The sequence below is a fragment of the Nocardia pneumoniae NBRC 100136 genome, assembly GCF_000308755.1.
Taxonomy (GTDB): domain Bacteria; phylum Actinomycetota; class Actinomycetes; order Mycobacteriales; family Mycobacteriaceae; genus Nocardia; species Nocardia pneumoniae.
The window spans coordinates 201,570-222,607 of the sequence record NZ_BAGF01000152.1 but is presented as its reverse complement, the minus strand read 5'-3'; the positions used below and the strand labels follow the sequence as shown (position 1 = coordinate 222,607).

At 67.1% G+C, this 21,038-nt stretch carries 1 protein-coding gene (only partly in view); it reads right to left on the bottom strand.

Annotation, left to right across the window (positions count from 1 at the left end):
* A protein-coding gene (locus tag ON34_RS32865; protein ID WP_157172575.1) for an alpha/beta hydrolase crosses the window boundary here: on the bottom strand, positions 1-21,038 show its 5' portion. 62,722 nt of this gene lie to the left of the window's left edge; 21,038 of the gene's 83,760 nt are visible here — the first part of the coding sequence; the start codon lies at positions 21,036-21,038; its stop codon lies off the left edge, out of view.

Here is a 21,038-nt window from a genome sequence, read left to right as displayed (position 1 = left end):
TCCGGGGATCCGGCGGCAGCCGACACCACCAAACGGGCTCGTGCAGCGGAGTCGCCCAAGTGCTCTGCATTGTCGTGCACCTCGACCCGCAGTGCACCGCCGGGTGTGACCACCGCCTGGATCCGGCCGTTGCGGTGCGCCACGGCCCGCTCGACAAGACGCGCCACCCTGGGCGGAAACGCATAGCCGCACCGGGTCAGCCACTCTTTCAGCCGGACGGGGCTCGAACCGGCTTCCAGTTCGTCGGCGAAGGTGTCGGCGATCGGGTCGACGAGCAGGTCGCCGTAACCACGGCAGATGCCATCGTCTTCCCGGATGAACACCCGGCTGCCGTCGACGATGGCCGTGGCCGTACCGATCTGAGCGGGTTCACCGTCGGCGGCCTGCCAGTACTCCAGCCGAATGCCGGGCAACAGCGTGCCCGGCTCCGCCTGTGTCCGCACGTGGTCGGCGGCCTGCGGGTTGTGCGCCAACGCCGCGATGGTGGCGCGGCGCATATCGGCGGGCGAATCACCGTCCACGCCACACACAATCAGCCGCGCGGGCGCACCACCCGAACCCGGCAGGAACGCCGCCCGAGACGACAAAGCTTCGGCCCCGGTGGCGACTCGGTCGCGGATCGACCGCCGCGCCTCGACGCGGTCGACCGCGTCCAGCAGCGACCGCACACCTTGGGCCCAGGTGAAGTCATGGTCGTTCAGATACTGACCGATCTCGAGCATGCGTTCCCGCGCGCCCGCCAGATCCTGCGCTAGTTCGGCGAACTTGCGCGCCCACCGCACGGGGTCCGGCTTCTCGGTGAAGCCCTGCTCCACCAGGAGCGTATGCCGCACCTCCTCGGGCAGGTCGAGGTCGTCGACCAGTACCCCTAGCCCGCAGGTATCCGCCATCACCAGTATTCCGCCGCCCGCGGCAAGGGCTTTGGCGCCCGCCAGGCCGAGGCCCTCGGCACCGCCGGGCATCACGACGACGTGTGCGCCCTGATAATCGGCGGTGAGTTCGGCCTCGTCCTGGGTGAAGCGCCGGTACTCGATGTTGACGTCCGGACCGACCAATGCGGTCAGCCGCTCCCGGAGCCGGTTCTCCTCCTCGCCTGGCAGCGCGCCACGCAGCACCAACTTGGCTTCGATGCCCTGCTCGCCGAGCAGCTTGACGGCCTGGGCCATCTCAGCGGCGCCTTTCTGCTCGTCCAGCACCCGCCCGGACAGCAGGATCACCAGCGGGCCGTCCGCCGGAGCGGTCCACAAGGGTTCGGCGAAGCTGAATCCGGGAGTCACCTCGATGACCTCGCCGCCGCCCTCGGCGTCGGTCTCCAGCCGCATCGCGGTGTCGCGCAACAGCGGTCCGAACCCCGCCCTTATGTCGGGATCGAGCGACCGCTCCCATACGTCATACGTCTCGGCGGTCTCGGCGTCCTCGGAGTCACTCCAGACCTTCCCGACCGCGATCCAGTCGCCGTGCACGAACTGCACCCACGTCATGTCCGGATGCATCTCGCGCATCCGCTGCGCCGCCGGGTCGTAGGAATGCGCCACAACGAGCGACGTCCCCGGCGGCAGGTTACCCGAATCGAATCTTTGCTGCTCCCAAGGGTGCAGGCGCGGAGTGTACTCGCTCGGGCCGTGCACGGTCAGGCCCTCGTCATTTTCGGTGTAGGGCAAGCCGCTGACCAGGAAGACCTCGTATCCGGCGGCCTCCAGCTCCTGGCAGACCCTCCGGTTCACCGTCGAGACCCCACTATTGTCGAGCAGGCCGTACACCAGCGCACGCCGCGGCCTGTCCGGGTCGGCAGGCAACGCGGACCAGTCATCCGACTGGTTCAACACCTGGCCACCGAGGGTGCCACGCCCACGGATCTGCAACTCCTCGGCGATATCGCGGTGGCCGAGCGCCTCGATCTGCGAAATCAGATGACCGCCAGGGTGGTGGGTCCGGATCACATCGTCGAGGTCGCGCTGCAGCTGCTCCCCGGCGGCGGTATCGGAGCCGGCCGCTTGACGGCCGAACCGCACGACCAGTGCCGTCCGTCGCACGGGAAGTTTCAGGGCCCGCCGCTCGATGCGGTTGGCGGCCACGGCCAGCGCCGACTCCAGCATCCGGATCGGCATGCCGGAAAACGCCAGCGCTTCGACATCGTCGGCGTCCAGCTGACCAGCCGGACCGAACGCACCGATGACGACCGTCACGTCCCCGGTGCTCGGATCGACCCGCCATACCCGCATCTCCGGCCTGCCGGGTAACTCGGCGATCCAGGCGCGGGCGCTGCCCAGGGCGCGCTGCAGTTCGTGCAGGTCCGCCGGGTCTGCCGGGGTGCGCTGGTCCTCGGGCCACGCGCGCCTGATCGCTGCGGCATCGGTGCGGGCTTCTTCGACAATCCGCTGGTAGGCCTGGTCCCGGTGCTGGGCCGGAACGCGGGCGAGCCGGTCCACCACACCCGGGTTCGCCGCCAAATACGCACGCTGCTCACCCGGGGTCAGCGAACGCCAGGCATAGCCCATCGCATCGGCCTTATGGTCTGCGTACTGCGGGTCGGTCGACGCCGGATCCACGCCGTGTACCCGGAGGTAGCGGGCCTCCGCGGCGCCGAACGTCGCCGCTGCGTCGGCTGCGGACATGTCAGTGCCGTATGCGTCAGTGCCCCAGGGGGTTGCCGCTCCGGGCGGAGTGGGACCCGCCCCCCACATCCCGGGCTGCCTTTCGCTCACCGTGAACCTGGCCGAGGCCCCGTACCGGCCACCGCTGTTCCACTGCCAGTCCTGCTGGGTGGCGATCAGGTATCCGCCGCGGCCCGCCGCCCGGTCGGCGGCGGACCTGTGCTCCGGTGTCAGCGGGGATTCACCGTCGTAGAAGACCGTGACGTCATACTTCCAGTAGGGCGACCCGGAAACCACGCCTGCGACAGTCCCACGCACCTTGAGCCGCACGGGCTCGCCCTCGCTGTCCTGCAACGCGTTCCAGACCAGCTCCCGCACCGACGCACGCACCTGGGACAGCTTCCCGCCCGCGTCACGCCACCCGGACTCGCTCATCGTCTCGATGACGAAATCGGCCGCCTCACCGGCCTTCTCCCAGTACTGATCCGTACCGACACCGTCGAGAACGATCTCGTTGGAGAGATTCGGCCCATTCGGCACGCGGCCACGCACGCCCACGCTGGTTTCGTCGGAGACTCTCGCCGCGGCCTCGGCAGGAACATCCGCGGCCCAGCCGGTCTCGGCGTCTCCGGGAAGTGACGGGCCGATGCCCGGACCCGCGAACCACAGCTCCTCAGTCAACGATGACCCGTCACCGACGCCGGTAACCACGTCGCCGTCACGGACGATCGTCGCCCACGTGGCGGTCGGCACCCCGTGAGAACCGTCGCCGAAATACCCACCGGGAATATGCTCGATCGGTTCCCAACGACCATCGATCCGCTTCCACGCCACGACGGCGCCGCCGCGAAGCTTCATCACCGCATAGCAGTCGCCATCCACACCGAGCAACCCATCGTGGCGATCCGCCACGAACGCCATATCACCCGGGCGAAGCGCCCCCGAGATCTTGTCATGCGCGGTACGACCCGCTTGAGGCTCCGGCAGGAACCCTTCCAACTCCGCTGCCGGATTTCGCTTGCGCAAGCGAGCCAGAATCTGCGGCACCGACTCCGCCGCCAAACCGGACCGCGGATTCCGCGACGCATCCACCACACCCGGATGCATCGCATCGATCACCGCGCAGGCGTTCTGCACGCACGTACCCGGCAGATCATCCACCGACTCATCCAACGAACCCCACTCCGCACTACCATCACTCGGCACCGCGGTAGGGACGGGAACACCCCAAGACATAGACGGTACGGAGCTGGTACCGCCGCCCTCCTTACGCGCCAGCTCGGCGGCATCCAGCGACCCCGGATCCGCATCATCGACGTCCGAAACGACTACCCTCGTGCCCGCATCACCGGTGCGCAGTTCCACCGCATCAGACAGCGATCGCGCGTCGGACGGGTTCTCCTGCCGCCCTTCGAGCGATGCGAAGTCCTTGTCACCGAGGACTACCTCACCTGCCCCCGCCCCCATCGAGCCGGGACCGAGCGCATCCGCGTACGCAGCCTGATCCAGCTGGTCTTTCAAGGGTTGCCGGCTCACGTCGGCGCTGTCGGCCGACCCAGTGCTGTTCAGCCAGGCATCCATCTCGATCGACAGCGCCCGTACTGCCCCCTCGATGCTCGGTGCGTCGGGCCCGTAGAACTTGCGCGGGTAGAACCCCTTGAGCTGGCCGTGGTTGCCATGCCCGACCTGCACAACGAATCGCTTCGACACGCCGTTGTCCAGCAGCAGCGAAAAGTACAGCCGCACATTGCCGTTCCCGACATACTCGATATCGTCGAGCTCGACCACCGAACCCGCTGCGCGGCCGGCGAAGAACGACCGGGCCGCACCAACCGACCCGATGAGCAACTGATGAACCGGCAGTTGGTCGTAGTCGCCCGTCCACAACCCGCCTTGTTCGATCTCGGGGAGACCGGCGGTCGGATCGGGTCGCGCCGTGTCGGCTTTTGGCAGCTCGACCGCCGGAATCAACGCGTCTAAATCCGATTCCGACTGCCGCGGAATGGATTCCGCGTACGTTCGCTGCCCCGTGCTCCCGGGCACATTGAGTTCCAGCGACCGCTCCGGCGCTCGGCCGGACACGGTGACCGTCACCTCCGACCGGCTATCGGCGGCGGAGACATCGGTGAGCAGCCCCACAGCGCCCTCGACATCGCCGGCACCGTTACTCCAATCCGTCACCAGCTTGGCGAGCAACGCGCGGGAGAAAGCCGTCGGCCGACCACGGTCGTCGCGCTCGAGCGTCCAGGTGAACGACAGCGCATCGGGGTTACCATCAATGCTCAACACCAGTCCGTCGGCGCCGAATCCGTCGATGCGGAGCTGACGCGATTTCGTCCAGTACCGGATCTCGACATATCCACTGACGCTGCCGGACAACGCTTCCTGGAGCATCAACGCGGTGTCGGCATCGAATCCCCACATCGTTGTCAGGACCTTGGTCAGCTCACCGTCGCGCAGTAGCGTGTAGGGCCACGCGGCCCAGCTCGATTGGCCCGTCCGTTCATCGTGCACGATGCCGTCCCGGGGGTCTCGGGAGTGGCTTGTCGCCGCACCGGATCGACCCGCCGCGAACCGTTCGACGAGAACCTTTTCGACTTCGGTCAGGTCCTGACCGATCAGTTCTCCAACGAAGGCTCCGCCGTTCTCCGTGTCCGCAACCGCCAGCCGACCACCGAGCAATTTCGCGACCGACGCCGCGACGGCGTCCCGCAGTTTCAGCGGTAGACCATTGGGGTGCGCGGGGAATCTGCTGCTCTTCCAGAGCTGGAAGTCGCCTTCGATGACCTCGTCGACGTAACGGTCCGTCGTCTGCGCATAGTGTTCGCGAAGCTTCTCATCGGCCTCGTTGTCGGCATACGCGCCGGGATCGTCTTCGAGACGGAACTCGTACGCGACCACCAGATACGCCGCATCGCCGATCGCGTGTGCGAGCACGGTCGTCACGTCGGCGGACTCGCCCGCCCACGAATACGACTCCCCGGCCAGTATGTCCGACAACCAGCCGTCTTCGGTGAAGATCCGCCGATTCAGCACAATCACCGACCACCGGCCGTCACCATCGCCATAGGTCTGCGTCTCGTACAGCTGCTCACCGTCGAGCTCCGCCACCGAGATCACCTGGGGCAACGCCACTGTCGCGGAGCCGTGCACCCGCTCAAGGAACGCGACGATCTCCGCGAACCTGTCCGGTGTGACAGCGCCGTCGAGGACGAGCCCGTTCAGCCCGACACGGAGTCGCGACACCCGGTCCCCGGTGGAGAGCTGATGTTTGACCTGGCGTCGAATCTCCTCCTCCGACCTCGCGGCAGAATCGGCCACGACATCACCCTCAGCCGGTACCACCGGCGGGACGTCACCGACCGTCCCAGCCTCGCTGGAGCGTATGTCCGTCGCAGCACGGTCGGAATTGGGCCATGCCCCGTCCAGACCGTAAGGATGAGCGAAACCGTCCGGCAGGAATGGCGACGCCGAGGGCGGATTATCGCCGGTTTCGTCTGGAGCGGCGGCCGCGCGTTCCTGATCCAGCACCACGTCGGAGGCGACCTCGGTACCGGATTCCCGCTCCCAAGCCCGCACCGCCTCGCGCAATGCCCGACGATCATCCGGGAATATATCGGGGGCCGCTATCCGCTGTTTCGCGGTCTCCAACACGGTCTCCCAGGCCCAGCCATCCACCACGGAAATATCACCCCGAGGCTGGCCGAGACGCTCACGCATCGCGCCCTCGTGGGCGTAGACCTCACCCAGGACTCGCCGCAGCGCCTGCTGAGAATCGGATTCCACGTCCGACGGCGCGGTCACCCCCTGTTCAATGGGCTCGGCCACGACCAATCGGTCGGATTCTGTTCTGAGATCGTCGGCCGACTGCGAAATATCCAGGCCTGCAGTGCCATTGATCTCATTCGCTGGCGACGGCGCACCGTCCTCGGCGTCAACCGCCGCTGCTGCGGACGTGGCCGCACCCTTAGGCAAGACAACAGCATCGCCTGCTGGCAGATCCGACAGCAAACGCTGGATCGGCCGCCACAGCTTGCCCGCCTCGTCCAGCTCCTCCTTCGTGCTGTCCAGGCCCTCCCACTTCGCTGTGTCCACCTGGTCGTACCGCTGATCCAGCCAGGCACGGTACTCGGCCCGCGTCGAACGCTCCCTGGCCAGAACCTTATTCAAGTCCCTGAGTTTTTCGAGCAACATCGCTCGATCCTGATCGGCAGTCTCCGGGGCCCCCACACGCTCGAGCGCCGACGTCACGATCTCACGCGGACCCGGTTCCGGCGGAGTGTGCTCGTAGACGAGTTCATGCAGTTCGGCCAGCAACGCCGCCCGGCGACGCCCACCCAATCGCCGCCGAAGCTCCTCCTCCGACCACCCGATGGGCTCGGCCACGACATCGCCATCGGCCGGATCCGCCGATGGCTGCTCAGGCGCGGTCGATTCCGCCACGTCGGCACGCGACGTCGCCACCGTCGCGGACGACTGCCCGTCCAACGCACCCGATGCGGATTCGAGGAGGACGCCGCCCGACCGGTCGGCCCACCACTGCAGCCGGTCACGCAGTGCCGTGGCGAACGGGTTCCGATCGAGACGACCGAGTTCGAGATGGATCTGGGGCCCGGCTGGTCCATCGACCAACCGGATTTCGAACCCGCCGGATCCGTAGCCGGCGATATCCGCCGTGAGCGACAGCGAGACACCCTCGGTCGTGGTCTCCGCCCGGACGAACCGTACTTGGAAGTCATCACCGGCGCCGGTGAACAGGTGCTCGTAATAGGCCGGTGTAGCACCGTTGCCGAGCAAATCACTGATCGGTGGAATCGGCGACTCCAACCACAATGCACCTTGCGGCACAGATGATTCCCAGAACGTCATCCGCCGGCTGCCCACGGTGATGACCATCGACCGACGCCCCACCGAACCGGACGTCCGCACCGAGACTTTCAGGGGTCCGGGCGGGCGCGGCTCCGCCCAGACGGTTTCGAACGCCGCCCTCAGCTGGCGAAAAAGGTCCGGGCCTACTTCGTTTCCATTGGCCCAATCTGTGATCAGCGGGGCGATCCGAGAGATGGACAGCCTCTGCGAACTCGTCTGATCATCGGCCGGGACCTCCCATCCGAATTCCGCGATCCTACGGCCTTTGGCGCCCTCGACAGTCGCGGTCAATCGATGGCGGTTGCTGTCTTTGCCGACCAGGGACAAACGCGGCGAGTTCGGGTCTCGGTGGTTCACTACGTCGGTGCGGCCACTCCTGGGGCCATCGGCGTCCTTGGCCACCATATTCCGGAGCAGATCGGACATATCGTCCCATCCCCAGCCATCCAGAAGTTTGCCGAACTCCCCTTCGGGCAGTGTCGAGTGCGGCAGCGCGACATAGGTCGTGGTCCCGTCACCTTCGTCGACCGGGCCGAGAGCGAACAGCGGCCTGGTGGACAACTTCCGCGCGCCCCGCCGCGCCCGCTTGATTTCATCGACCAAGGTGCGCGGACCCGCCGTCGCGACGATATCCGGGTGCAGGACCGCGGCAACCGACTCCGCGAAGGCCTCTTCGTCCAGCTCTACGTTCCCCTCCTCGTCCTCTACCAACCCGTATTCGGGGAATTCGGCCCTCAGCCAAGCTCCGGGCTCAAGACCGCTGTTCCGCATCTCCGGCAGCCCACGCAGGGCCCTGCCTGCGGCCGATACCGTGGCCTCCTCCGCCACCTGTTCGTGTGCCGAGTGCCCCAGCTCATGCAGCAGTACATAGAGCAGGTCGCTCGGGTCGCCGACCAACTGGCCGGTCGAGGACGCTCCCTGCCGTGGCGAGTCGGCCAGCAGGTCACGTTGAAGCACAACTACCGACCACGTACGTCCGTCGAGCGTCCGATACTGGTAGGTCCGCCCGCGCGTGTGCGAAGTGCTGAAGCGCCGGGCGAACGCGTCATCGTGCTCGTGTTCTTTAGGCAGCAAGACGGCCGCGTGGATCTCCAAGGGCAACGCACTGCGCCCGAAGTGCTGCGATGCCAACTGGAGCGCCAACTCCACCTGCTCGAGTTTTGCGTCTGAAGCCGACTCGAAGCCGATAAGCCGAACCCCGAACCGCTCGCGCACCCTCTCGATCTTGTCGTCGACAGCTACCCTCGTAGCTGGTGGCACATCTCGAGATGGTTCGTCTTCGCGAGGCTCCGCAGCAGCGTCGACCACCGAATCCTCTGCCGCCACATAATTCTGCGGTGCTTCGCGGTCGGCACCGGCCGCATCGACGCCGCCGTCCGAAACAACGCTGCCATCGGAGTCGGCACTGCTCGCAGACGCAAGATCCGCCTCCGGCAGCAACTTCCAGACCGACCGCCAACGCCCCTGCTCGTCCCGCAGCCCGTTGATCTCACCGAACAGGTCCGGCAACACATCGCTGGCCACCACGTCGACCCGCTGGTCCAGCAAAACCAGCAACTCACCACGCGCCCGCTGCTCCCGCTCCAAAACCCGCCGCAACGACCGCAACGCCTCGAGCAACGCAGCACGATCCTCATCAGACGTCGCCGAATCCCGCACCCGCGCAACAGCCGCCGCCACAATCTCACCTGGCCCCGCATCCGCCAAACCAGGCTCATACACCAAAGCATGCAACTGCTGCAGCAAACCCGAACGCACCCGCCCGACCAACCCCTGTCGAAGCTCCTTCTCCGATGCGGCTGGTTGTTCAGCAGCCGGACCCGCTCGTCCCGCCCCCTCCACGAGCACGCCGGGCTCCATGCTCGTCTCAGCACCGCCCTCGCTCATCTGCCCGGATTCGACTCGTTGCTGACTCTCGGACCCGTCCACGGCATCCGAATCGGTCCTCGCCTTCGACTCCGATGGCACCGGTCCGAGCGTCGACTCCGGCTTGGCTGCGCGCGAGCGATCGAGTGCATCCTGTAACACCTCGGCAACCTGCGGGTTGAACCCTTGCCCTGCCTCGCGGCGCTGAGCGCTTTCCGCCAAAAGCATTTCCGCTGCCCGCTGAGCATCGGCAAGGTCCGGTCCGCCTGCCCGCAATCCGGCAATGATCCTTTGCAGATCCCGACCGAACTTGTGGCCGAATTGGACCATCATTTCGTCTTCCGCACTGATCGCGCCGTCGCGCGGTCCCCACCACGTGATCTGGTTCTCGCCCAGCCACCCCTCCATCCGCGCCCGGATTTCGCCCATGACCGCCCGCACCTGCTCCGGACCCAGCAGATGCTCGGGGCCTTTGGGCACGGGCTTGGTCCAAAATGCATGCCACGAACCGTCTTCGCGCCGCAGCACGCTCACACCCGCCGTGAACAATCCCCCGTTGATCAGATGGACATCGAAATCGAGGTGCTGGTTGCCCTGAAACCCCGAACCCCGGTATGCCCGTGCGGAGAAGCCATCACCGAAACCGGAAAACTCTTCCGCCGTTTCACGGTCGATCGCTTCGTATACGGATATCTTGCGGGTGATGAACGCGAATCTGTCGACCGACAGTGGTTTCACCCCACGACCACTCCACATCCTGCCCTGGTGAGCGGCCAGAACCTTGAACTGCTCGACCCCATCCAGCACTTCGGCCTGCGCCAACGCGTGACGCAACTGCATCACATACATCGGATCACTGCCCGCGCTACCCAATCGCGGATCGGTCAGATCTACCCCGACCAACCACCCATCCCTTATCTGCCACTTACCGAATCCCGCAGCCCCCTCCGGCAAGCGCTCAGCCAAATCACCATGCTCCGCCGACGCCGAGGCCAAGAATTGCCCTGGTGCCGTACCCATGACGAAGCGGTCGTCCGGACCGCTCGTGTAGGGCTGGCCATCCGGCCCGTAGAACCGGCCATCACGCACCGTGATCTCGCGGATCTCCCCACTTCCGTTCGATGGCCACCGCGCCGTCTCCCGCGACGACACCACGCCATATCGCACCAGCCGAGACTCCGCTGACGCCGCCTCCAGCCCGGCGACCACATCCCGCAACATCCGCGCCCGTTCGAGCCGAAGTTGATGATTCGCACGCCGCTTCGGCGTGCCGGACTGCCCCTCGAGCCGCTCGAGCGACCGCTCGATGTCAGCGTCCACTTCTTCCGGTGTGATCTCGTCGGGATACTTGCCGAACAGCGCGAGGGCCAACACGTCCCCGAGACGCTCTAGATGATCCCGCGACACGGCGATGCTCGGCGAGCCTTCGCCACCCCGGCGCGCCGATCCGGGATCCTGCGCCGCATCCCACGGCACCCAGACCTCGTCATCGCGAACCTCGACCACAACCCCGCCGCCGGCCACCCTCACCCGTCGGTACTCGACCGGCACCCCGAGAGCAGCTACATCCTCCGCGATCCTCTCGTCGAACACCGCATCCGCGACACCGTCCGGTAGCACCACGACCAACCGGCCATCCCGCAACGCAGCCCACGTACCGACCCGGAAACCACCGACTTGCTCCAAATGATCCGCCGCCGCAGCAACCACATCACCCAAACCGTCAGGGCCGCCGTCGGATTCGATCGACTCCAGACCATCATCGGTCGGCCGCATCGAACGCGATACGTGCGCACCCCGATCCGCAGCCTGAATTCCGGCGGGTTGGTCCAGGCCCTTCAAGATCCGCTCGACGGAATGCCACCTCGCCTGCTCCTCCCGCAACCCATTGATCTCACCCGGCAACACATCGCTGGCCACCACGTCGACCCGCTGGTCCAGCAAAACCAGCAACTCACCACGCGCCCGCTGCTCCCGCTCCAAAACCCGCCGCAACGACCGCAACGCCTCGAGCAACGCAGCACGATCCTCATCAGACGTCGCCGAATCCCGCACCCGCGCAACAGCCGCCGCCACAATCTCACCTGGCCCCGCATCCGCCAAACCAGGCTCATACACCAAAGCATGCAACTGCTGCAGCAAACCCGAACGCACCCGCCCGACCAACCCCTGTCGAAGCCCCTCCTCGGACTGGTGAACGGCCTCCACTGGGAAACCCTCGCCTGCATCGTGGTTTCCGTCGAACGGATTCAAATCTGCGGGTATCCGCTCGGCAGAATCGGCGATGCCTTCGCCATCAGCCCGTGCCGCCAACGGGCTCGCCGTCTCCAAGGCGGTCTGCAAGCGGTCGCGCCACACCGACCCGCGCAGCTGCCGATACTGCTCCAACAGTTCGCGAGCAGAGGTGGTCGCACCATCCGACGGGGTATCGGACTCCAACTCCGCGAGAAGGGTCACGACCCTGCGCTGTGTCTGCTCATCCAGGTCGCCGAAGCTCGGATCCTCGGCGGACAACGCTCCGATCAACCAATCGGCGCCCGCGGCCGACAGCCTGGCGCGTCCCGAATCCGCACGGGAATTCCCCTCGTCACCTTGGGCGCCGGATGCGGGATCTGTCTCCGATTCGCTATCACCCTCCGATCCGGCCTTGGCCATGATGGTGCGTTTCCGGCTGCCCAATACCCGATGGAGCCGCGCCGTGTCCGACTCGTCGCCACGTTCGCTGGGCAGTGACTTCTCGTCCGGACGAGGGACCGCCTCGCCGATGGTTTGCGGCGAATCCGGCACGAAGGGCAACAGTTTCGCCAATTGCTCGGCACTGGTGCGACGTGAGTCGTCCGCCGAGCCGGAAGATCCGCCCGACTTCTCCGCGACGTCGGAAGTCGCGGCGGAATCCGGTTCGGCGGTCGGCGCGGCGGCGGTGTGCTCCGTCGGCCGCGTCTCGGAGCCGACGGACTCCCGGAACGTCTTCTCCGGAACTCCCTTGACGGTGAGGGTCACCACCCTGTCCGGCTCCTGCCCGGACAATGTCGCCGTGACGTTCCGCGTCGTCCCGTCCGACAGGTCACCGAACGTCGCATGGAACAGGCGGTCGGCCTCCGCCAGCACATCGGCGGAGTTGACCCAGTCCGCCATCAGTCGGCTCCATCCGGCTGGTGCGTCGGTGCCCTGCATCCGCCATCGAACGCGCACGGCCCCAGTGGGGATATCTATCTCGACACTCAACCAGCGCTTGCCGCGACCACCGGAACCGTCAGCCTTGGCGGCATACCCGGTGATAGTCACCGTTTCGGAGTCGGTACCGGAAAGATGTGACACCCGGACGCCTCCGCCGTGCGCCTCAACGCCGGCAGCCACCAGTTGGCGGACCGATTCGGGCACCTCACCCAAATCCCATGCGTCGAACACCGTGCCGAGTTCCGCACCCGGGTCCATCAGGTGCACGGTTCTGGATCCGCCGCGCCGCTCCTCGGATTCCGGTCCGGTCGACGCCCTACCCGGCGTGGGCACCGTACCCGGCGTGGTCGCCGCATCCCGGCGACCATCGACCTCCATCCACAGCGCGGCGGACTTGTTCGTCCACTGCAACAGTCGCGAACGCAGCACATCTACGGAAGTACCGAGAGCGCCGGTCGTTTCGCCGCGTGCGAACTCGACCTTTGCCCCCAGCTTCTCGCTCGGCGACACGGTGAGGCTCACGTAGCCGGTTCCACCCGCGTCCGATTCGATAAGCAACGACACCGACACCGTGTCGGGGTCGCTGCGGTCGATGTGGTCGACGCTCACCCGGAACCCGTTGCGGGCGCCGGTGAAGAAGTCTTCGATCTCGGCGTCGGTCGCGGTGCGCACGGTATTCACCGACGGCGGCTCATTGTCCCACAGCGTGTCTTCGGTGGCCGCGGCCATTTTTTCGAGGATCGCGTCTGCCGCGGTGGCGAGATCAGCGATGGACCGAAGTTGCGTCAACTGATCGAGCAGCTGATCCATCGTCGGGCCGAGTCGGTCCGGCCGCAAGGTGCCCGGCTGCCCGAGGCGGGCCGCCAGCTCGTCGTGTTGCCTCTGCAAGCTGCGGCGCTCGTCTTCCCGGTCGGCCCGTTCGGCCCACAATTGCTCTCGCGGTACCGAACCGTCCAGACTGCTGATGGCCGCGGAGAGGCGGTTGATCTCGTCGTCCGTCTGCGCGATTCGCTGCCCGAGCGCAGCGACCAGCGCCGGTACCTGATGCGGCAGCGGAGCACTGCCGGAGTCTCCCAGATCGGGCACCTCCAGCTGCAGTCCGGCCGCGAGTTCATGCCACTCGGCGCGGGCCCGGAGACACTCGGGCCGCAGTTCCGCTGCCCTCGAGCGCCTTTCCTCGAGCTCGGCTCGCTCCCATGCCGAAAACTGTTCGCCCGACTCGAGTTCCGCTATGCGCGTATCGACCCGTTCCAGTTCCGCGTCGAGCCGATCGACCGTGCTCGCGGCGGCGAACAGCGACTTCACCTGCTCGACGGCCGCTCCCGCCCTTCGTCCGGGTGTGACGGAAAGCTTTTGAGTCGCCAGCGCGTTCACCACGGCGCGCAAGGTCTCGAGCTGCCGATGCAGCGTCGCGGCACGTTCCGGCTGCGTCGAGGAATCGGCTTCCTCCGGTGCTGCGCCTTCCGGCAACGCTGTCCACTCCGCCGAACGGGAATCACGCTGCTCGAAAACCGTGCGTCCCTCGGCGTCGACTCGAGCCCGCCGGTACTCGACCCGCACCCCTGCCAGCTCGAGCGCCTGAACCTCAAACCTGCCGATCACCGGATCGTTCGCCCCGTCCAGATCGTTCGCCCCGTCCGCAACGATCACCACCACGCGGTCGGCGAGCACGACCGCCTGTTCACCGAGCGCGACCCCGCCAAGTTCTTGCCGTGCTTGCCTCGCGGCCGACTCCGCCAGTTCCGCACGCCGCCGCGCATCCTCGGCGAGCGCGGCATCACGGTCGGCCAGCAGTTGCGAGAGCGTCTGGCGAGTCTCCTCAGAGGCCTCGGACTCCGCCGAAACCGATTGACGCGCAATGGCCAACAACTCGCCCAGGGTCAATTGTTCGGCGGCGTCCACCACTCCGTCGAGAGCATCCGCCAGGCGTACCTTGTCCAAGGCGTCTGTGTTTTCCGACCGCAGTCCATTCGGCAATGTCAGTGCGGCGTCGTACTCGGCCAGCGCCCGCGCCACCGCTTCCCAGATGGGTCTCGGCAGTGCTGTCCCACTCACCACCCCACGCGCCTGCGCCAGTAATTCCGCGCGAGTCAACCGTTCCGGATAGGCGATCACCTCCTTCAGCGCCTGCACCAGCGCCTGCGCGTTCGGTGCCGTCACGTCGGTGTCGCCGCCGGTGTCGATCAGCTCCTGCAGCGCCGGATACAGCTCTTCCAGTTTCGCCAGGCGGTCGAACACCGTGGCATCGTCGGCGTCGAGCGGCGTCAGCATCGCACCGAGCTGCGCTTGGATACCATTGCGCACCAAAGGATCCGAGTATTGCAGGCCGATCTTCCGGTACAGCCGCGCGATCATGTCGTCGATGGTCGCGGCTGCCGTCGCGGCGAGTTGCGCACGGTCACGCTCGATGGTGTCGGCGCGTGCGACGGCATCGCGAACCGCTCGCAGCGCCGCGACGCGTTCCGTATCGAGCACGGTGAGCCGACCGAGGCTGTCGGCGTTCAGCAATCCGATCCCTGCCAGCGTCGCCGCCGATTGCGTACGGCGCGCCTCGACCTCGGGCTTCCGATCACGCACCGCGTCGAGTTCGGCGCGGAGCTCGGCTTGCCGGGCACGCCCCCGCTCGATCTGTGCCCGCAGCTGAGCGCGGTGCGTACCATTGCCATCGACCCAGACCAGTTGCTCGGTGGGAATTCCTTCCAGGCGATCGAGTTCGGCGGTGTTCGCCGCGAGTTCCGACTCGACGGCCGTGAGCTGGTCGGAGGCTCGCAGCAGTGTCGCGTCGATCTCGCGCAGGTGGGCGTCCAGGCGCGTCAGCTCATCGACGGCCTTGACCGCCCGTTCGGCTTCCGCCAGCGCGGTCGACGCTTCGGCCGAGCCGGGAACGGCCTGCAACGTGTGTGCCGTCAACGCCTTCAGCACCGCGTCGAGTGTCTGTCGCTGCTGATCCAGGCGAGCGTCGTTGTCTCCGGCGAGCGCGCCCGCGCCGCGGTCCGCCATGGGAGATCGCGGCTGACGGGATTCAGCCGCGGGAACCCAAGTGCCCCGCTGCCATCGCTCGATCGCCACACTGTCGGAGGCGTCCACCCGCCGCCGCTCGATCACGACTCCGGCCTGCTCCAGCACCAACAGCAACCCGGGGTCGAGCAGGGGGTTGTATTCCGCGTCGGCGGTCACGATGACGAGCCGGCCATCGACGAGCCGGCCCCACGTGCCGATCGGGGCGCCGCCGATCAACTCGCGATGGTCGCGTTCCAGCGCCTTCAGCCAGGCCGTCTGCTTACCGACCTCCTCGTCGTAGTCGGCGAGCACGTCGGCGAGTTCCCGCCACTGATCCTGCTCGAAATCCGCGCTGGCGGCGGCACCGATGGCGCTGCGCGCCTTCGCCACCATCTCCAGTGCCGTCAGCCGCTCGGGATCCGGCACACCTACCCGGGCGAGCGCCTCCATCAACCGTCCGGCGACCTCCGTCGCGACACGGGAGCGGATGTGTTGTCCAGGTTCCGGATCGGCCGGGGTGGTCGGATTCTCCACCGGTGCGACGGATTGCAGTGTGGCGCCCAAGGACTTCTCGAGATTGCGCCCCAGCTGTTCGAGCGAGAGCAGCGCGCGGATGTCGGCGGAAACACCGTGTTCGTCCGGGTTCTGCGCGCCCTCGATGATCGTGTCGAGCATCGCGTGGAGCGCATCACGCTCTGTCTGCTTCTCGAGGCAATGGTCGACCAATTCGGCCATCCTGCGGCGCAGTTCGGCGAACTCCGTGGCAGCGTCCGCGCCGATCTCCTCGGCGGTCCGGCCGAGCAGTTCGCGCGCCACGTCCAGCTTCGCCAGCCGCTCCCGCAGCCCGTCTTCCTCAATGGCGCCGGCCAGGCGGGTGCGCTCGACCTGAGCTCGGTCCCGTTCCGACCGGGCGGCATGGAGCGCACTGCTCAAACGCTCCCGAGCACTGTCGCGCCCGGCCTGGTCCGTCAGCTCACCATCTGTCGCAGCGCGACCATCGATCTTCTCGAGTTCGTTCGTGAGTCTGCTGATTTCACGGTTGACGGCATCGATTCGCGCATCGATCGCCGCGAGCGATCGCGACAGCCGGTGCGGAAGCAGATCGGCCTTCCCGGCGTGGACGTCGGCGCGGTCGTCTTCCGTAGCGGGAACCGCTCCCAGCTCGCGCGCCACCTCGAACCAGTCGGACCGCGCCCGCTCCAGTTCCGACTGCCGCTCCGACAACTGCTCACGCAATTGCTCGAGTTCACCCGCGCCGTTCGACTGGTCCGCCGTGTCGAGACCGCCGGAAGCGGCCTCCAGCCACGCGATTCGCTCGCTGATCCATTCGATCGCCGCGACATGGCCGTCAACTGTCTCGGCGATCGCGAACAGCACCGGAAGTTGCTGTACCGCTGCGGTAGTCGTGAGGCCGTCCGGGGTGTTCAGCGCCTCCTCGGTCAGCGCTTCCAGCACCATGCGCAGGGTGTACTCGTGCTCGAGCGCCGCGCCAGGAGTCGACGGTTCAGCAGGTGCGGCCGGTTTCGGTCGTCCGGGCTGCCATTCGTCCGAATCCGTTTTCCGCGTCTCGAACACCGTCCGACCGGCATGGTCGACACCGACCCGGTACTGCTCGACCGCGATGCCGCGCCGGGCAAGAGCCTCTCGCACTCCCGCGTCGAGGATGGTCTCCTCCGCGCCGGCGGGGACGATCTGCACCACCCGGCCACCGACGACACGCACCCAGTCGCCGACCGGCATACCCCCCAGCCGTTCGAGCTCTTTCTGCGCGACCGGCCCGGCCACCCCGGCCAGGTAGGCGTTGTACTCGGCGAGCGCATCGACCAGCATCCTGCGCGTGCCATCCGAGATATCCGGGCGTTCCAGGGCGCCCCGGGTCTCGGCCACCAGTTGCTCGATCACCGACCGTTCGGCGACGCGGTCGTGGAACTCCTTCGCCCTCGCCAACCGCTGCGCGAAGGTGTCGGCGAGCGATCCCAGCTGGTCGGGCCGCAGCGTGTCCTGCTGCCCGAGTGCCGCCGCGAGCGTCATCCGTTGGGCCTGGAGACGCTCTTTCTCCGCTTGCTGCCGGGCGCGTTCGCGGACCCGTTCGGCCGACGTTGCCTGGTCGTCCGGGTCGGCCCGGACTTGGTCGAGGCGCTCGATCTCCTTGTCGGCGGCGGCGATTCGTTCGTCCAGTTGTGTGACGAACTCCGACAGCCGATAGGGCATCGGTGCGGTCTCGTGCGCGCCGAGGTCCGGCGGATTCAGCCGCAATCGATCGGCGAGGGCATACCAGGCGGCCCGTACCCGTGCCCGCTGGGTGCGGAGCTGCGCCAGACGATCGCGAAGCCTGTCGTTCTCGGTCTGCGACGACACAGTCGAGGGAGTCGATGCGGCCGGGTCGCGCAGTCCGGTCGACGGCGCCGGGGTCGAGGCCGGCACCTTCCCGCCGGTGAGAGGCGGTTCGGGCTCGGCGGCGGCAGTGTGTTCGCGTTGGGCGAGTTGCGCGGTGACTTCCTCGAGGACCGTGTCGAGACGGTCGACCTCGTCGGCGGTGGCATTCAGCTTCGCCACCACCGCGGCCAGCTGCTCGGTATCGAGCTTCTCGAGCTCCTCCGGCTGATCCGAGCCGACCGAGATTCGCGGCCGGTCACCCAGCTCGTCCAGCCAGGACCGCAACCGGGCCTTGGTCTCGGGATCGACATCATCGGATTCGGCCATTGCCGCCAAGGCAGCCGTCAACGTGTCGCGGACGTCCTTCGGGACGCGCTGGGCAATGTCACCCGGCTTCTCCGAGATGACGAAGCGGAGCCGGTTACGCCAGCCATTGCCCGCGCTGTCCGCGACACCGTACGGGTCGATTTCGATGGATTCCGCGTGCCGCGCCACCGCGGGCGCGTACCGGCCGCCGCCCTCGCGGTCACTCGACACGTGGATCGGCATGTCGGTGCCGCGATCGAGCACGTCGACGCGCACGCCGTTGCCTTCGATCGCGGCCTCGATGCGCACCGGACCGCCCGACAACGCCACAGCACTGTGCGCGGCCTGTTCGACCGCCGCCCGCACATCGGCGGCCCGCTCCGGCGGCCAGCTGGACAACATCGCGTCTACCGCCTGCAATGCCTGTTCCACAGCGGAATCCACGGTCGTCGCGGTCAAGTCGACACCGAACGAGAGCAGACCGTCCTCGACGCCACGCAGGCTGTCGGGGTCGGTCACCTCGTACACACCGGACGGGGGGTCGATCATGGTGACCAGTTCGCCGTACCACTGTTGCACGAGACGCTGAGCGGCAGCGTCCGCCGCTTCCGCCGTCTGCCGTGCCCCGGCCGGGTCGAGCAAACTCGCCAGGTTCTCGCCGACCGAGCCCTGCCAGGCCGGCTGCGCGCCGGCCGCGGCTTTCGCCCTTCCGGAGCCATTCTCCGCGGTGGCAACGAACTCGGCCGCTGCTGCCGCCGGATCGAATTCGAACATCAGGAGGTGGCGACCGGACGCATCCCACCCCATCTCGGTGCGGTCGGCATGCTGACGTACCAGGTCTATCTTCCGGCTGGAGTAGTCGCGGCCCCCTTGCAGCGACCGGTCCGGCCGCGCGTCGACCACCCCGACTTGGATCGCACCGCTCGCCGTGACGGAAGCATGAATCTGGACCGCATCGGCCTTACGGACCTCACCGGGGAGGCCGGCCGCCGGTGTACCGGTGCGGGTGACGGCATCGGTGAGTGCCTGCGTCACCATTTGTTCGAAGAAGGCCAGCTCGCGCGCGTGAGCCTCACGGTAGGCCCGCTGGTCGGGGGTGAGCGCCGCCGGATCGGCATCTGGCAGCTTCGGTACGGCGGCCATCACCGCGGCGACCGCCTTCGCGATCTCCGGGGCAGCGCCGAACGGGCCCGGCGCCACAACCCGTGCCGATACCTTGGACCCCTGGGCCCCAGCGTCAATCGGCACCACGCCCTTCGCGAGATCCTCTCGCAGAGTCTGCTCATAGCGTTCGAGCAGAGCCAACCGGGTCTCGGCGTCGACGGCTCCTGGACCGATGTCCCCGCTGTTGATGTATTGCACCGCGCTGTTCACCTGCAGCAACCGCTGCGCCAGGTTCGCCTGCTGCACGTCCATCGGCCCGCCTGTGTCCGAAACATGTTCGTACACATGCTGATACAGCCGACCGGTGACCTCGTCGATATCGGCCCGAACCGCCGACAGTTCAGCGGGCGTCTCCACGGTCAACCCGACCAGCGATTCGCCGTGCGCCAGGCGTTCCCGATAGTTCGCTTCGATCTGCTCCAGCAGGGTCAGGCGCAGACCCTGGTGCACTTCGACGCCTGAGGTTTCGGACCCGGCCTCGACATCGCCGCCGGTCCGGTCGGCTGCCCCCGCCCGCGCACTGTCGCCTCCCTCGGATTCCGCCGTGGCGGAGGTCGCGCGGTCGGCCGCGTCCTGCGCCGCCGAATCCACTGCCTCATGGGCACGATCGGCTTCGATGCCCGATCCGAACCGCGCGTCGATGTCCTTGTGCAGTCGCTCCAGCAGGAGATCACCGCGCGCCTGTGCCTCGCCGTCGCTCATCCAGGGCTTGAACTTGGTCAGCGTTTCCAGTGGCTGACCGCTGAAGTCGTCCATCCCCTTGGCGCCGTAAATGATATTGGGCCCAGCACTCGACACGGTGCTGCCGACCCATTCCTGTAGCGACGTACCCCAGTCCCCCGTGATCAGGCCATTCAGCAGATACGGCGCGGCCTGGCCCGCCAGACCGGCACCACCGGCGGTGATTCCACCGCGGACCGCGCCGCCCATCGGAGTGAGCGGCAGATCCCACTGCCAGGACCTCCGGAACAGCCCATACCCGGTAGCGCCACCGGTGAAGCCGCCGAGCGCGGCGTACCCGAGATTGGCCCAGAAGGCCTTCGGGTCGAATTCGTGCTCAGGCCGCTCCTCGTCGAGCACGGCCTCGGTGATGGCGGTCGTGACGATGGTTTCGGCGACCTCCTCCCCCACCTCCTCCAAACCCTGGAACAACAGATTCGAAGTGACATGAAACGGGACAGGGTGCTTGGACTTCAGCGGCGAGGTGATCCACTGGACGACCTTCATCCCCCGCTCGCCCATTCGCAGAAACCAGTTCTGGGCGCGCTTGATCAACCCCCATCCGATAGCGGTGCCGGCCGGGCCGAAGGACTGCGTCCACGCCAGCTGCACGGCCAGGACCCCGAGCGCCACCCACGCGCCGACGATCATCTCTTCGAGTTGGTCGCCGTACTGGGCGAAGATCTCCCCGATCAGGCGAAGGGCGTCGGCCAGGTCGACTTCACCCGATTGGAACCGGCGCAGCACCTCGGCGAACTTGTTCCCACCGACGCCACCGAGCGATGCCACCGTATCGAGAAGGGTCAGGACCGTCGCGTCCGCGATGGCCCCGTTCTCGACCAAGTCGGCGAGTTCACCCGCCAGCAATTCCCCGATGAACCACATGTCCTCGGGGTCGTCCTGCGGCACCACACCGCCGGTGACCCAGCCGAGCGGACCGAGGAACTCCGGGTTCCACACTGCCAC